The sequence below is a fragment of the Candidatus Methylomirabilota bacterium genome, assembly GCA_036002485.1.
GTDB lineage: Bacteria > Methylomirabilota > Methylomirabilia > Rokubacteriales > CSP1-6 > AR37.
Genome location: DASYTI010000162.1, coordinates 51,452 through 66,328 on the forward strand (window position 1 = coordinate 51,452; position 14,877 = coordinate 66,328).

Sequence of the window (14,877 nt, forward strand, 5' to 3'; positions counted from 1 at the left end):
CTTGGCCCAGGACGGGGACTGCTTTCACACCCTCACCAACCGAGAACGTGTTGGCCCGGCACTACGAGTCGAAGAGCTTGAGCTGGGCCACGTCGCCCGTGTCGAATCCGACGCGGTACTGCCCCGTGAAGCAGGCATGGCAGAAGTGGGCCGGATCATTGCCGGTGGCCTTGAGCATGCCCTCGAGCGAGAGATAGCCGAGCGAGTCGGCGGAGAGGTATTTCAGGATCTCCGCGACCTCGTGGCTCGAGCCGATGAGCTCCTTCCGCGTCGGCGTATCGATGCCGTAGTAGCAGGGCCACTGGATGGGCGGCGAGGAGATGCGCACGTGGACCTCTCGGGCCCCGGCCTGTCGCACCATCTTGACGATCTTGCGACTGGTCGTCCCGCGCACGATGGAGTCGTCCACCACCACCACGCGCTTGCCTGCGAGCACCTCGCGGTTCGGGTTGAGCTTGACCTTGACGCCGAAGTGCCGGATCCCCTGCTTGGGCTCGATGAAGGTGCGCCCCACGTAGTGATTGCGCACGAGCCCTGAGTCGTAGGGTAGCCCCGCCTCCTCCGCGAAGCCGAGGGCGGCCCCCACCCCGGAGTCCGGCACGGGAATGACCAGATCGGCGGTCACCGGGTGCTCGCGGGCGAGCTGGTGGCCCAGGGCCTTGCGCACGACGTGGACGTTGCGGCCCCACAGGACGGAATCGGGGCGCGCGAAGTACACGTACTCGAAGACGCACTGGAGACGCTCCTGCGGGCGGAAGGGCTTGAAGCTCTGGAGCCCCGCGTCGTTCACGAGGACGATCTCGCCCGGCTCCACGTCTCGGACGATCTTGGCCTCCATGAGATCCAGCGCGCAGGTCTCCGAGGCGAGCACCCAGGCGTCCTCGAGCTTGCCCAGGGTCATGGGGCGGAAGCCCGACGGATCGCGGACGGCGATGATCGAGTCGGGAGTGAGGAGCAGGAGCGTGTAGGCGCCCTTGACCTGGTTGAGGGCTCGCGCGAGCTGGTCCACCAGGGTCCCGCCCTCGGCGCGCGCGAGCAGGTGCAGGATGACCTCCGTGTCCGAGGAAGACTGGAAGACGGCGCCATCAGCCTCCAGGTCCCGCCGCAGCTCGTCGGCATTGACCAGGTTGCCGTTGTGCGCGATGGCCACCGGACCATGGGCCGTGGTCGCCGTGATCGGCTGGGCGTTGCGGAGGCTCGAGGTGCCCGCCGTGGAATAGCGAACGTGTCCCATGGCCCGGTGGCCGGGGAGCCGCCGGAGCCGCTCCGGGCTGAACACGTCGGCGACCCAGCCCATGGCCTTCTCGACGTGGAACGCATGGCCGTCCGTCGCCGCGATTCCCGCCGACTCCTGGCCGCGGTGCTGGAGCGCGTAGAGACCGAGATAGACGACGTTGGAGGCCTCGGCATGGTTCCAGACGCCGAACAGACCGCACTCGTCGTGGAACTTGTCGTCGAGCTCGAAAGCTTGCTCCTCAGGCGACATGTCGCTCAAAACCGTGCCTCCACGCGTGATCCAGCCTGTCCAGCGGCACCGAGAGGACCGTCACGCCTCCGCGCCTCGCCACCAACCCCTCGCCCCCCACGCGGCCCAGCCACCTCCACGGCAGCGCGAACTCGCCCATGAGCCGCTCGAAGTGACGCTCCGCCTCTGGCCGGACCGACACCACCACTCGCGACGGCCCCTCGCCGAAGAGGGCGAGGTCGACGCGACCTCCGTCATCGTCCATCTCCACCGTCGCCCCCACGGGGCGCGGCCCCGACACACAGCTCTCGGCCAGCGCGACGGCCAGGCCCCCTTCCGAGCAATCGTGGGCCGAGCGCACGAGCCCGGCGGCGATGGCGGCCCGGCACGCCTCGTGAACCCGCCGCTCCTGCTGAAGATCGAGCGGGGCGAGCGGCCCCGCTATCTTGGCGTGGAGCACCCACAGGAGCTCCGAGCCCCCGAGGCTGACCGCCGAGGGGCCGAGCAGCGCGATCCGGTCGCCTTCCTGCTCGAACCACTGGGTCCGCCGACTCTCGGCCTCGTCGATGAGCCCCGCCATCCCGATCACCGGGGTCGGCAAGATCGCCTGCCCCAGGGTCTCATTGTAAAAGGAGACATTGCCTCCGACCACCGGGATATCGAGGGCACGACAGGCCTCGGCGATCCCCGCCACAGCCTCCTTGAACTGCCAGAGGATTTCCGGCCGCTCCGGCGAGCCGAAGTTGAGGCAATCGGTCACCGCCAGGGGACGGGCGCCCGACACGGCCAGGTTCCTGGCCGCCTCGGCCACGGCCATGGCGGCGCCCGCGCGCGGGTCGAGATAGACGAAGCGCGCATTACAGTCCGTGGTAAGGGCCACCGCCTTGCGCGTGCCCTTGATGCGCAGGATGCCCGCATCTGACCCGGGCATGACCAGGGTATTGATCCCCACCTGCTGATCGTATTGACGGTAGACCCATGCCTTGGAGGCTATGCCCGGAGAGCCCAGCAGCATCATGAGCGCCTCGGAGCAGTCGGCGGAGGCGGGAAGCGTGAGCGGATCGAAGGCCCCGAGGCCGTCCTGCCAGCCGGGGCGCGCGGTGGGCTTGTCGTAGATCGGCGCCTCGTCAGTGAGAGCCTTGACGGGAACCTCCGCGACCACCGCGCTTTTCATCCGGACGCGCAGGCAGCCATCGTCGGTCACACGTCCGATCTCGACGGCATCGAGCTCCCACTTGGCAAAGACGCGGCGCACCTCCTCTTCGCGGCCGCGGGCCGCCACCAGCAGCATGCGTTCCTGCGACTCGGAGAGCATGATCTCGTACGGGGTCATCCCCGTCTCGCGCTGAGGCACCCGCGAGAGCTCCACCTCCATGCCCGTGCCCGCGCGGGCCGGCATCTCGGAGCACGCGCAGGCGAGCCCCGCCGCGCCCATGTCCTGGATGCCGAGCACCGCGCCCGTCTCCATGGCCTCGAGGCAGGCTTCCAGAAGCAGCTTCTCCGTGAAGGGGTCGCCCACCTGCACGGTGGGCCGCCGCTCTTCGGCGCCCTCGTCGAAGGTGGCCGAGGCCATGGTGGCGCCGTGAATGCCGTCCCGGCCCGTCTTGGCGCCGACGTAGAAGACGGGATTCCCCGGCCCCTCCGCGCGGGCGCGGAAGATATGCGACTTGCTCACGAGCCCTACGGCCATGGCATTGACGAGCGGGTTGCCGGCATACTCGGGAGCGAAATTGACCTCGCCGCCCAGGTTCGGAACACCGAAGCAGTTGCCATACCAGCTGATACCGGACACCACGCCCTCGATGAGGCGGCGGCTCCGTGGATCCTCGGCGGGACCGAAGCGGAGCGAGTCGAGCACGGCGATGGGGCGGGCGCCCATGGTGAAGATGTCGCGCAGAATGCCGCCCACGCCCGTGGCCGCCCCCTGGAAGGGCTCGATGAAGGATGGGTGATTGTGGCTCTCGATCTTGAAGGTGAGGGCGAGGTCCCCGCCCAGATCCACGATGCCCGCATTCTCCCCGGGGCCCTGGAGCACGGCGGGCCCCGTGGTGGGCAGGCCGCGCAGGAAGAGGCGCGAGTGCTTGTAGGCGCAGTGCTCGGACCACAGGGCGCTGAAGAGGCCGAGCTCGGTGAAGGTGGGCTCCCGGCCGAGGCGCCGGATGATGCGATCGTACTCCTCGCCGGTGAGGCCGGAGGCGAGGGCTAAATCCAGCGTGACCTTAGGCTCGGCCCCGCTCACCCCGTCTCCACCGCACGCTCGGCCCTCCTAGCGCTTGAGGAATGAGCCGTCCTCGACCAGGCTGCCGAGGAGCGAGTGGAAGATCAAGAGGCCGTCCGTGCCGCCCATGGCGTTCTCGCTGGCGCGCTCCGGATGAGGCATGAGCCCGAGCACGGTGCCCTCCTCGTTGATCACGCCGGCGATATTGTCGAGCGAGCCATTGGGATTGGCGTCCTTGACTACGCGACCGTCTTCCGCGCAGTAGCGGAAGACGATCTGCTTCTGGTCGCGCAGGCGCCGGAGGGTTTCGGGATCGGAGTAGAACTTGCCCTCGCCGTGCGAGATGGGCATTTTCAGGATCTGGCCCGGTCGCATGAGCCGCGTGAACGGCGTCTCGGCGTTCTCGACGCGGAGATGGGTCGACTGGCAGCGGTACTGCAGGCACTCGTTGCGCATGAGCGCCCCCGGCAGGAGCTTCGCCTCGCAGAGGATCTGGAACCCATTGCACGAGCCCAGGACGAGGCCGCCCTTGGCCACGAACTCGGGCAGAGCCTCGACCACCGGCGAGCGCCCCGCCACCGCACCGGCGCGCAAATAGTCACCGTAGGAGAAACCGCCCGGAAGGATCAAGCAGTCGAAATCGTCGAGCTGCCGGTCCCGGTGCCAGACGTAGCGGACGGGCTGGCGGAGGACCTCGCTGATGACGTAATGGAAATCGCAGTCACTCCACGTCCCGGGAAACACCACTACGCCGAAGTTCATGGGGGCCGAGCCATCCTCCTTGGGTGAGGGCTAATCCACTCTAACCTGCCGGCAGGAATCTGACAAGGGGGACGCGCGGTTAGGCGAGCACTTCGACCGTATAGTCCTCGATGACGGGATTGGTGAGCAGTCTCGCGCACATCTCCTCGATCCGCTGGCGAGCCGCCTCGCCCCCGACACCGTCCAGCTCGAGCTCGAGCACCTTGCCGACGCGGAGCTCCCGCACCTCGCCGAACCCGAGTCCATGCAGAGCGCGCTGGACGGAGGCGCCCTGGACGTCGAGAATGCCCGGCTTGAGCCGGACGAGGACGCGGGCCTTCACGAACCCGAGCCCACGAGCCGCCGGTACACCTCCTGGTAAGCCTCCTCGACGCGGCCGAGGTCGCGCCGGAAGCGATCCTTGTCGAGCTTCTCGAGGGTGTCCGCGTCCCAGAGGCGACAGGTGTCGGGGCTGATCTCGTCGCCCAGGTACAGCTTGCCTCCGGCCCTGCCGAACTCGAGCTTGAAGTCCACGAGGATGAGCCCCTTGCGCTTGAGAAGCGGTCGCAGGAGCGCGTTGATCTTCAGGGCCATCCGCTTCATCCAGGCCAGCTCCTTCGGGGTGGCCAGCTTGAGCATGCGGACATGGTCCTCGGTGATCATGGGATCGCCGAGCGGGTCAGACTTGTAGAAGAACTCGACGATGGGGGGCTTGATGGCCACCCCCTCCTCGAGCCCCGTCCGCTTGGCGAGGGTACCCGCCACGATATTGCGCGGAATGACCTCGATCTTGACGATGTCGAGCCGGCGGCAGAGCATCTCGCGATCGGACAGGGTGCCGAGGTAATGCGTGGGCACGCCGGCCTTCCCCAGGCGCTCGAAGAGCACGGCCGACATCTTGTTGTTGACCACGCCCTTGCCCAGAATGGTCCCGCGCTTGAGGGCATTGAAGGCGGTAGCGTCGTCCTTGAAGTACTGGATGACCTTGCCCGGGTCGTCGGTGGTGTAGACGATCTTGGCCTTACCCTCGTAGATCTTCTGCCGCTTCTCCATGTCACCCTTTCACTGGGGCTCGAGCTTCAAAATAGGGATGCCGGACCCTACCGAAGACCAACGCGCTTGTAGATGGCGTCCACGTTTCGGAGATACCAGGCCGGATCGAAGCACCCGTCGAGATCGGCGGGGGTGAGGCGGGCCGTCACCTCCGGATCGCCGGCGAGGAGAGCGCGGAAGGGCTTCCGCTCCTGCCAGGCTCGCATGGCATTCCGCTGAACCATCTCGTAGGCCTGCTGGCGCGGGAGCCCGGTCTCGGCCAGGCGCAGGAGCACGCGCTGGGAGTACATGAGGCCGTAGCTGCGCTCCATGTTCTCCTTCATCCGCTCCGGGTACACCTGGAGCCCCTCGATGATCCCCGTCATTCGGTGAAGCATGTAGTCGAGCAGGATGGTGGAGTCGGGCAGGATGACCCGCTCGACCGAGGAATGACTGATGTCACGCTCGTGCCAGAGGGCCACGTTCTCGAGCGCGGCCAGGGCATTGGTCCGGACGAGGCGGGCCAGCCCGCTCACGTTCTCCGTACCCACGGGGTTGCGCTTGTGGGGCATGGAGCTCGAGCCCTTCTGGCCTTCCGAGAAGGGCTCCTCGGCTTCGAGGATCTCGGTGCGCTGGAGCGATCGGATCTCCACCGCCACCTTCTCGAGAGAGGCGGCGATGATGGCGAGGGTGGCGCAGAACTCGGCGTGGCGGTCGCGCTGGACGATCTGGGTCGAGATAGGGTCGGGCTCGAGGCCGAGGAGCCGGCACACCTCCTCCTCGATATCCGGGTCCACGTGGGCGAAGGTGCCGATGGCCCCGGAGATCTTTCCCACCCGTACCGCGTCCTGGGCCCGCCGGAGTCGCTCGAGATTGCGGCCCGCCTCCGCGTACCACAGGGCAGGCTTGAGCCCGAAGACCATGGGCTCGGCGTGGACGCCGTGGCTCCGTCCGACGCACAGCGTGTGCTGGTGGCGGAGGGCGAGGGCGCGCAGGGCGCCGCGGAAGCGCTCGAGGTCCTCCACGAGGAGCTCGCAGGCCTGCTGGAGCTGCAGGGCCAGCGCGGTATCGAGGACATCGGACGAGGTCATTCCGATGTGGACATAGCGGGAATCGGCGCCGAGGGATTCCTCGAGATTGGTCAGGAAAGCGATGACATCGTGGCGCGTCCGGGCCTCGATCTCGTCGATACGGGCGGCGTCGATCCTCGCCCCCGCTTTGATCCGTCCCAGGGCGTCGGCGGGGATGATCCCGCGCTTCGCATAGACCTCGCAGACGGCCAGCTCGACCCTGAGCCATGCATCGTACTTCGCCTCCGGCGTCCAGATCCGGGACATCTCGGGACGGGAGTAGCGCGGAATCATGCTAGGCCGTCATTTCTCTGGGGAGATTTCGCCTGTCCACGGGACCGAGGGTGACCAGGGCCATCTGCTCCTCGTCGAGCACACGGTGGATCAGCGCCTCGACCTCTTCGGGTCGCACGCCGTCGATCTCCCCGAGCATGTCGTCTATCGAGTGGAAGGCGCCGAAGCGTAGCTCCTGCCGGGCCAGGCGGTTCATCCGGGAGGAGGACGATTCGAGGGAGAGCAGGAGGTTGCCCTTGAGATGGTCCTTGGCGCGGCGCAGCTCCTCGGCGGTGACGCCGTCCTTCTTCAACGCCCGCACTTCGCGGACGAAGGCCTTGAGGACCTTGCCGAAATTGGCCGGATCCGTGCCCGCGTAGAAGTAGAGGATCCCCGTGTCCCGGTACTGCTGGGTGCCCGAGTGGACGGAGTAGACCAGACCCTGACGCTCCCGCACCTCCTGGAAGAGGCGCGAGGACATGCTGCCGCCCACGATGTCATTGAGAAGATAGAGCGCGTAGCGCTGGGGATCCGTATCGGAAACTCCGGGAAAGCCCATGATCACCTGCACCTGCTCGAGAGGGCGGGAGTGCATGTCGATGCCCGGCTGGAGGCTGGGCGTCTCCACCGGGGGCGGCGGGGGAGTCGCGCGGGCGAAGGCCTCGAAGCGGCGCGCGAAGCAGTCCACCACCTGGTCGTGCTCCACATGGCCGGCCACGGCCACCACCACGCGGCCCGGCGTGTATTCCTCCTGGAAGTGGCTGACGATGGTCGCGCGATCGAACCCCTCCACGACCTCGCGACGCCCGAGGATGGGCCGCCCCAGGGGATGGCCGGGCCACACCCGCGCGGCAAAGAGGTCGTGGACCAGATCGTCCGGGGTGTCCTCGACCATCTTCATCTCCTGGAACACCACCGCCTTCTCGCGCTCGATGTCGTCCGCCGCAAAGCGGGACCGCAGCAGCACGTCGGCCAGGAGATCCGTGGCCAGCTCGAGGTGCTCGTCGAGCACGCTGACGTAGAAGCACGTGTGCTCCTTGGCCGTGAAGGCGTCCAGCTGGCCTCCCACGGAATCGATGGCGCGGGCGATGTCCTCGGCCGACCGATTCTCGGTGCCTTTGAACACGAGATGCTCGATCAGGTGGGAGATCCCGCCGCGCTCCACGGGCTCGACGCGGGAGCCCGTCTCCACCCAGATACCGACGGCAACCGAGCGGACGTGGGCGAGGGACTCGGTGACGACGCGGATCCCACCGGGCAGCACCGTCTTGCGGTACGTCTCCGGCCGGTCGAGCGAAGCCACGGTGTCCTCGCTAGAGCCAGCCAAGGCCGGATCGCCCCGGCATCACGCGCCGGCGGTGGTGGGTGCTATCTTCAGCTTCTCCTTGTCGGCGAGGGCGGGCTGGTCGCGCAGCGCCTGTTTGCGCGAGAGGCGCACCTTGCCGCTGGCGTCGATCTCGATCACCTTGACCAGCACCTCATCACCCTCGGTGAGCACGTCGCCCACCGCGCGAATGCGGGACTCGGCGATCTGGGAGATGTGGAGCAGCCCCTCCGTACCCTGCATGATCTCCACGAAGGCCCCAAACTCCTTGATGCTCTTCACCTTGCCGAGGTAGATGCGGTCCAGCTCCGCCTCGCGGCAGATGTCCTGGATGATGTCGATGGCCATCTGCGCCTTTTCGCTGGAGGACGAGAACACCGTCACCTTGCCGTCGTCCTCCACGTCGATCTTGGCGCCCGTCTTCTCCTGGATCCCGCGGATGACCTTGCCGCCGGGGCCGATGATCTCCCGAATCTTCTCCGGGCGGATGCGGATGGTGATGAATCTGGGCGCGTACTCCGACAGCGCGGTACGCGATGCCTTGATGGTCTCGGCCATCTTGCCCAGCACGTGCAAGCGGGCCTCGCGGGCCTGGGCGAGGGCCTGGCGCATGATGTCCACCGAGACGCCGCCGATCTTGATGTCCATCTGGAGCGCCGTGATTCCCTTGTCCGTGCCGGCGACCTTGAAGTCCATGTCGCCGTAGTGATCCTCGCTGCCCATGATATCGGTGAGGATCCCGACCTTGTCGCCTTCCTTGACGAGTCCCATGGCGATGCCGGCCACGGGGGCCTTCAGCGGGACGCCGGCATCCATGAGGGCCATGGAGGCGCCACACACCGTGGCCATCGACGACGACCCGTTGGACTCGAGGATCTCGGACACGATACGGATCGTGTACGGGAATGCCTCCTTGGTCGGCAGCACGGCCTCGACGGCGCGGTGGGCGAGGGCACCATGACCGACCTCACGCCGGCCCGGCGTGCCGAACCGCTTCACCTCGCCCGTGGAGAAGGACGGGAAGTTGTAGTGCAGCATGAAGTGGCGATACGAGTCGCCTTCGAAGGACTCGAGCTTCTGCTCGTCGTTCTTCGTGCCCAGGGTTGCCGCCACCAGGGCCTGGGTCTCGCCGCGGGTGAACAGCGCGGAGCCGTGGGCGCGAGGCAGATAGCCGACCTCCGACCAGATGGGGCGGACGTCCTTCACGCTCCGGCCGTCCACCCGAATGCCCTTGTCCACGATGAGGCGCCGTACCTCGACCTTCTCGACCTTCTCGAAGTACTCGCGCGCCTTCACTTTCGTCGCCGGCTCGTCAGGGACGTGGTCCACGCCCACGAGATGAGCCCATACGGCCTCGAAGGCGGCCACCATGGCCTCGGCCCGCGCCTGCTTTTGATGAATGGCAAGCGCCTCGGCCACCTTGGGAGTGGCCACCTGCTGGACCTTGGCTTGAAGCGTTGGATCGTGTCCGGCATTAGCGTCGAAGGCCCAGCGCGGCTTGGCCGCCTTGGCCATCAGGTCCTGCTGGATGCGCGCGAGCGCTTTGCACTGCTCGTGGCCGAAGGCCAGCGCCTCGAGCATCTGGTCCTCGCTGATCTCCCGGCCCCCGGACTCGACCATGAGCACCGCGTCCTCGGTGCCGGCGATGACGACCTCGAGCGGGGAGGCGGCCAGCTGCTTGTACGTCGGGTTCCCCACCAGCTCGCCATCGACCAACGCCACCCGCACGGCGCCCAGCGGACCCGCGAAGGGCAGGCCGGACAGGCAGAGCGCGGCGGAGGAGCCGATCATGGCCAGCACATCCGGGTCGTTCTCGTCGTCGGCGGAGATCACCAGGTTGATGATCTGGATCTCATTGCGGAAACTCTTCGGAAAGAGGGGGCGGACCGGTCGGTCGATGTTCCGGCACGTGAGCGTCTCCTTCTCGTCCGGCCGGCCCTCGCGCTTGAAGAAGCCGCCGGGAATCTTGCCACCGGCATAGGCTTTCTCGCGGTACTCCACGGTGAGAGGCAGGAAGTCGCGGTCGCGGCTCTCCATGGGCGCCTTGGTCGCGACCACGGTGGACAGCACGATGGTCCCGCCACAGCGCACGACGACGGCGCCGTCGGCCTGCTTGGCCACCTTGCCGGTCTCGATGGAGATGGCGCGGCCGTTGAGCTTGGTCTGTACGGTATGGCTCGTCATGAGATCAGTCGTCCTCCAGTAATCAGGGCTTGGTAGTAATCAGGGCTGGCAGTAGTCAGGGCTTGGCAGTAATCAGGGCTTGGGCAGCCGTCGAAGCGTGGGCGCGGCCATGAAGGTGGCGCCACGCGGTGCTCGGGCTGATTCAGGGGTGAGTGAACCGGGGATGCTGCGGACCCCGCGGGGCCGGTGTCTGGTCGAAGCCTGTCGGGATCCGCGGTCACCGGCGGATTCCGAGCTTTTCCGTCACGACTCTGTATCGTTCCGAGTCCTTCTTACGCAAATACTCGAGCAGACCGCGGCGCTTGCCGATCAGCATCAGGAGGCCACGCCGCGAATGATGGTCCTTCTGGTGGGTCTTGAAGTGGTCAGTCAACCCGTTGATCCGCTCCGAGAGGAGCGCGATCTGCACTTCGGGTGAGCCGGTATCCCCATCGTGCACCTTGAATTGCTCGATGAGGCTCTTCTTCTTGTCGACAGACAGTTTCATTCCACATCCCTCCCGGGGGCTCCCCCCCCAATCGCCACGCCCCCAGGGCCTTCACTTCGGCTCCGACGGGACGGGTTCGTGTGATGGACTCAAAACTCAAGGACGGCAACACTTTATCACGCGAAGGCGAGCGTCGCAAGCGTTCAGCCGGAACCTCGCCCGGAAAAGCGAGCGCGAGCGGCCTCGATGTCTCTCATGACCTGACGCTTGAGCTCCTCGACCCCGGGGAACTTCATCTCCGGCCGGATGCGGTCGAGAAAAGCCAGTCGGAGCGTCCGATCATAGAGATCACCGGCGAAATCCAGAAGAAAGGCCTCGACCCAGTACTCGTTCTCGCCAAACGTAGGTCGGTAGCCGACATTGACGACGGCGTCGGCGGCGCCGCCGTCCCACGTGGCGCGAGCGATGTAGACGCCGGCCGCCAGGGCCAGCGTCCGGTCGGGTCTCAGGTTCGCCGTGGGAAAACCCAGGGTGCGGCCCCGGCCCGCTCCGCGCAGGATGACGCCCGCGATGGTGTAGGGGTGTCCCAGGAGCTCAGCCGCCCGCGCGGCATCGCCTTCCCGCAGAGCCTCGCGAATGGCGCTCGAAGATACCGTCTGCCCGTGTACCTGGAGCGGCGGCAGCACTCGGGCCACGAAACCGAGCTTGGGCGCGAGCTCGGTGAGAAGCGCGGCGGTGCCGCGCGCATCGTGGCCGAAGGTGTGATTAAAGCCCACCACGACCTCATGCGCCCCCAGGGTTCCCACGAGCACGCGCTCCACGAAGTCCTCCGCCTCGATTCTCGAGAAGTCGAGGGTGAAGGGAATGACGAGCGCCGCATCGGCCCCGAGGCCGGCCATGCGCTCGAGATTGTCCTCGAGCGGGGCAATGGGCACGTGGGCCCGGTTCGGCCGGAGGACGGAAGCGGGGTCAGGGTCGAAAGTGCACACCACCGAGGGCACGTGAAGGGCGCGGGCGCGCTCCACCGCGGTCCCGAGGAGACGAGCGTGGGCGAGGTGGATGCCGTCGAAGACCCCCAGCGCCGCCACGCACGGGCGGAGCTCAGGCGGGTAGGACGCGAGTCCGCGAAGAATTCGCATGCAGGAGTCGATCGGGCTTCACGCGGGAGCCGCGGCGCGAGCCGATGCCGAGGAAAGCGCCGTCGGGACCATAGACGCGAAGAAGGGCCCCGTCCCCAGGCTCGGCGGCGCCCGGTACGGCAACGGCCTGCCCATGGAGAAAGGCGCGGGCGGGCGTTTCGGCAAGACGCAGCTCGGATATTCCGATCAGCGCAGAGTCGGGCGGAAGGAGCTGGGGCCAGAGGAGCCCGCCGTCACGCGCCTCCCGCACGGTCTCCCATGGCACCGCCGCCTCCAGGCGGTACGGGCCCACGCGCGTGCGCTGAAGCGAGGCGAGGGAGCCCCCCGGGCCGAGCGCCGCGCCGAGATCGGAGGCGAGCGTCCGCACGTAGAATCCCTTGCCGCAGCGGACGCGGATCACGAAGTCCGGCAGCGCCACCGACTCCAGCGTGATGGCGTGGACCATGACCTCGCGCGGCGACCGCTCGACTTCCCGACCCTTTCGCGCCAGCTCGTAGAGCCGCTGGCCCTCGTGATGGAGGGCCGAATACATGGGCGGCACCTGGCGAATCGTGCCGACGAAGCTCCCCAGAGCCCGCTCCACGTCAGAGCGTTGGAGGGCCGGAACCGGACGTGTCTCGAGGGTCGTGCCCGAGAGGTCCTGGGTATCGGTGACGATACCCAGGCGCACCGTGGCCAGGTACTCCTTGTCGAGATCCACGAGATACGGCGTGAGCTTGGTCGCCTCGCCGATCAAGATGGGCAGCACGCCGGTGGCACCCGGATCGAGGGTGCCGCCATGGCCCATCTTGGGGGCGCGCAGGAGACGACGCAGGTGCGCCACCACCTGGAAGGACGTGACCCCCGTACCCTTGTCCACGGGGAGCACGCCCGAGCTGCGCTGAGAGGTCACGAGCGGGCCGAGCCCAGCGCGTCCCGCACGGCCTGGAGCAGCGTCGCCGCGGCCTCGTCGAGGGTGCCGCTCAGCGTGCAGCCGGCCGCGTTCTCGTGTCCGCCGCCGCCGAAGCGATGGGCGATGGCGTTCACGGCCACCTCGCCCTTGGCGCGCAAGCTGGCCTTGACCGTGCCGGGCGCCTCTTCGCGCAGCAGCACCGCGACCTTGACGCCGCCGATGGAGCGGGGATAGCTGACGAGATCCTCTGCTTCGACGAGCTCGGGGGGGACCAGATCCTTCGGCACCGTCAACCACGCGACCTGACCGTCGTCGCTGACCTGGACACGCCGGAGAACTGATCCGAGCTGGACCAGGGCCTCGCGGCCGCGCTGCTGGTAGAGCCGGTCCGAGACCAGCGCGGGATCGGCGCCGGCCGCCGCGAGCTCGGCCGCGATGCGGAACGTGCGCGGCGTCGTGTTCGAGTAGCGGAAGGATCCCGTGTCCGTGTGGATGGCGGTGAAGAGGTTGAGCGCGATGGCCGGCGTCAGGGGAAGGCCGAGAGCCACGATGAGGTCGAAGACCATTTCCCCCGTGGCGGCCGCTGACGGATCTATCCAGTCGATCGACCCGTAGCGGCGATTGTCCGGGTGGTGATCGATATTGAGGACGCGGCTCTGCGGCCCGCGCGCTCCCTCCAGCAACCCTTCCGAGCGACCGGGATTCGGGCAGTCCGTCATCACGATGATGTCGAAGGGGCCGGGCGCCGTCTTCCACACCTGCCAGCGATTCGAGCCGGGCAGAAAGGCGAGGACACCCGGGATGGGGTGGGGCCCGGCAAAAGTGACCGAGGCTCCGGCAGCGCCGAGGGCGAGCCCCAGGGCCAGGAGCGTGCCCAGCACATCACCGTCGGGGTGTACATGTCCCAGGCACAGCACATGGCCGGCGGGCTTCCGAAGAATCTCGAGCATCTCCGCCGGTGGCTTCACCTGAAATCCCAGGCCCTTCTGGCTATCGGCCACCGGTACCCCGCCCTCCCCCACCAGGCCCGCTCACTCCTCGCCCTCCGATTCGCTCGCCTTGAGCCCGGCCAGGAGGGCCTGGATATGCGCCGCGTGCTCCATGGAGCGGTCGGGTCGGAAGACGATCTGGGGCGTGGCGCGAAGCTCGAGGTGCTTCCGCAGCCAATTCCACACGAAGCCTCGCGCGCTCTCCAGGGCCTTGAAGGAGGATGCCCACTGCGCCTCCGGGCCCAGCACCGAGACATAGACTCGCGTCAGCTTGAGGTCGGCCGTGGTGTCCACCTCGGTCACCGTCACGAATCCCAGGCGCGGGTCCTTGAGCTGTCGCTGGAGGACGGCCGAGACTTCCTCCTTGATGAGCTGGTTGACGCGCTCGAGCCGCTTCCCTTGCATCACCAGATCTCCGTTTCGATGTTCGTGACATACCCGTCGACGTTGTCCTCGATGAAATCGAGCGCCTTGGAGATCACTTCGTTGGCGTGACGCGAGCTGCCGGAGACGTAGGCGACGGCGAGGGTGGCGCGCTGCCACACGTCCTGGTCATCGACCTCGGCGACGGACACCTCGAAGCGCCGGCGGAGCTTGTCCTTGAGGCCTTTGAGCACGTGGCGCTTGCCCTTGAGCGAGCCCACGTCCGGCAGGTGCAGCTCGACGGTGCCGACCGCCACCCGTGCGACCGACATGCTCGCCCCTCGTCACCGGCCTGCTAGAGCGACCGGGCGACCTCTTCCGTCGTAAAGGCCTCGATGATGTCGCCGGCCTGCACGCCCTTGACCCCCTCGATCCCGATGCCGCACTCGAGACCCTGCAGCACCTCGCGGACATCGTCCTTGAAGCGCTTGAGGGAGCTGATGACGTTCTCGCCGAGCAGGGTCTCGCCACGCTTGACGCGCACGCGCGCGGTGCGGATGATCTTCCCTTCCAGGACCGTGCACCCGAAGATGGTCCCGACCTTGGAGATGGGGAAGAGCTGCTTGACCTGGGCCCGGCCGTGGACCGTCTCACGAATCTCGGGCGCCAGCATGCCGGAGAGCGCCGCCTTGACGTCGTTCAGCACGTCGTAGATCACGCTGTAGTTGCGCAGGTCGACGCCGTCGGACTGGGCCTGGGT

General features: G+C 67.4%; 15 protein-coding genes. All 15 read right to left on the reverse strand.

Features of this window, described 5'->3' with window-relative positions:
- Positions 1 to 61: 61 nt before the first annotated feature.
- The gene (gene purF / locus VGT00_15565) at positions 62 to 1,486 is read right to left on the reverse strand and encodes an amidophosphoribosyltransferase (protein HEV8532839.1); all 1,425 of its coding nucleotides are present in this window, start codon (positions 1,484 to 1,486) and stop codon (positions 62 to 64) included.
- On the reverse strand, positions 1,476 to 3,704 hold the full coding sequence (gene purL, locus VGT00_15570; protein HEV8532840.1) for a phosphoribosylformylglycinamidine synthase subunit PurL: 2,229 nt from the start codon (positions 3,702 to 3,704) through the stop codon (positions 1,476 to 1,478). Before purL ends, purF begins: the two co-directional genes overlap by 11 nt.
- Before the next feature lie 27 nt (positions 3,705 to 3,731).
- Complete coding sequence (gene purQ / locus VGT00_15575; GenBank protein ID HEV8532841.1) at positions 3,732 to 4,445, reverse strand: phosphoribosylformylglycinamidine synthase subunit PurQ; 714 nt, start codon at positions 4,443 to 4,445, stop codon at positions 3,732 to 3,734.
- Positions 4,446 to 4,524: 79 nt separating this feature from the next.
- The gene (gene purS, locus VGT00_15580; GenBank protein ID HEV8532842.1) at positions 4,525 to 4,767 is read right to left on the reverse strand and encodes a phosphoribosylformylglycinamidine synthase subunit PurS; all 243 of its coding nucleotides are present in this window, start codon (positions 4,765 to 4,767) and stop codon (positions 4,525 to 4,527) included.
- A complete protein-coding gene (gene purC / locus VGT00_15585; protein ID HEV8532843.1) occupies positions 4,764 to 5,477 on the reverse strand; it encodes a phosphoribosylaminoimidazolesuccinocarboxamide synthase in 714 nt (237 codons plus the stop codon). The genes purS and purC overlap by 4 nt, the downstream gene beginning before the upstream one ends.
- 47 nt (positions 5,478 to 5,524) lie before the next feature.
- Positions 5,525 to 6,820 (reverse strand): adenylosuccinate lyase, encoded by a 1,296-nt coding sequence (gene purB, locus VGT00_15590; GenBank protein ID HEV8532844.1) that lies wholly within the window; start codon positions 6,818 to 6,820, stop codon positions 5,525 to 5,527.
- Between the two features lies 1 nt (position 6,821).
- Positions 6,822 to 8,102: a pitrilysin family protein gene (locus VGT00_15595; protein HEV8532845.1), complete on the reverse strand. Its 1,281-nt coding sequence runs from the start codon at positions 8,100 to 8,102 to the stop codon at positions 6,822 to 6,824.
- A gap of 42 nt (positions 8,103 to 8,144) precedes the next feature.
- Positions 8,145 to 10,307 (reverse strand): polyribonucleotide nucleotidyltransferase, encoded by a 2,163-nt coding sequence (pnp, locus tag VGT00_15600; GenBank protein HEV8532846.1) that lies wholly within the window; start codon positions 10,305 to 10,307, stop codon positions 8,145 to 8,147.
- A 217-nt stretch (positions 10,308 to 10,524) separates the two neighbouring features.
- A complete protein-coding gene (gene rpsO, locus VGT00_15605; protein ID HEV8532847.1) occupies positions 10,525 to 10,794 on the reverse strand; it encodes a 30S ribosomal protein S15 in 270 nt (89 codons plus the stop codon).
- A 143-nt stretch (positions 10,795 to 10,937) separates the two neighbouring features.
- Entirely contained in the window at positions 10,938 to 11,822 is an 885-nt protein-coding gene (locus VGT00_15610; GenBank protein ID HEV8532848.1) for a bifunctional riboflavin kinase/FAD synthetase, read from the reverse strand.
- A gap of 13 nt (positions 11,823 to 11,835) precedes the next feature.
- A complete protein-coding gene (gene truB, locus VGT00_15615; GenBank protein ID HEV8532849.1) occupies positions 11,836 to 12,765 on the reverse strand; it encodes a tRNA pseudouridine(55) synthase TruB in 930 nt (309 codons plus the stop codon).
- A complete protein-coding gene (locus VGT00_15620; GenBank protein ID HEV8532850.1) occupies positions 12,762 to 13,766 on the reverse strand; it encodes a bifunctional oligoribonuclease/PAP phosphatase NrnA in 1,005 nt (334 codons plus the stop codon). The genes truB and VGT00_15620 overlap by 4 nt, the downstream gene beginning before the upstream one ends.
- Before the next feature lie 30 nt (positions 13,767 to 13,796).
- Complete coding sequence (rbfA, locus tag VGT00_15625; GenBank protein HEV8532851.1) at positions 13,797 to 14,159, reverse strand: 30S ribosome-binding factor RbfA; 363 nt, start codon at positions 14,157 to 14,159, stop codon at positions 13,797 to 13,799.
- Positions 14,159 to 14,449, reverse strand: a complete 291-nt coding sequence (locus tag VGT00_15630; protein ID HEV8532852.1) for a DUF503 domain-containing protein — start codon at positions 14,447 to 14,449, stop codon at positions 14,159 to 14,161. Before VGT00_15630 ends, rbfA begins: the two co-directional genes overlap by 1 nt.
- Positions 14,450 to 14,472: 23 nt before the next feature.
- On the reverse strand, positions 14,473 to 14,877 hold a 405-nt coding region (locus tag VGT00_15635), incomplete at its 5' end, for a translation initiation factor IF-2 (protein ID HEV8532853.1).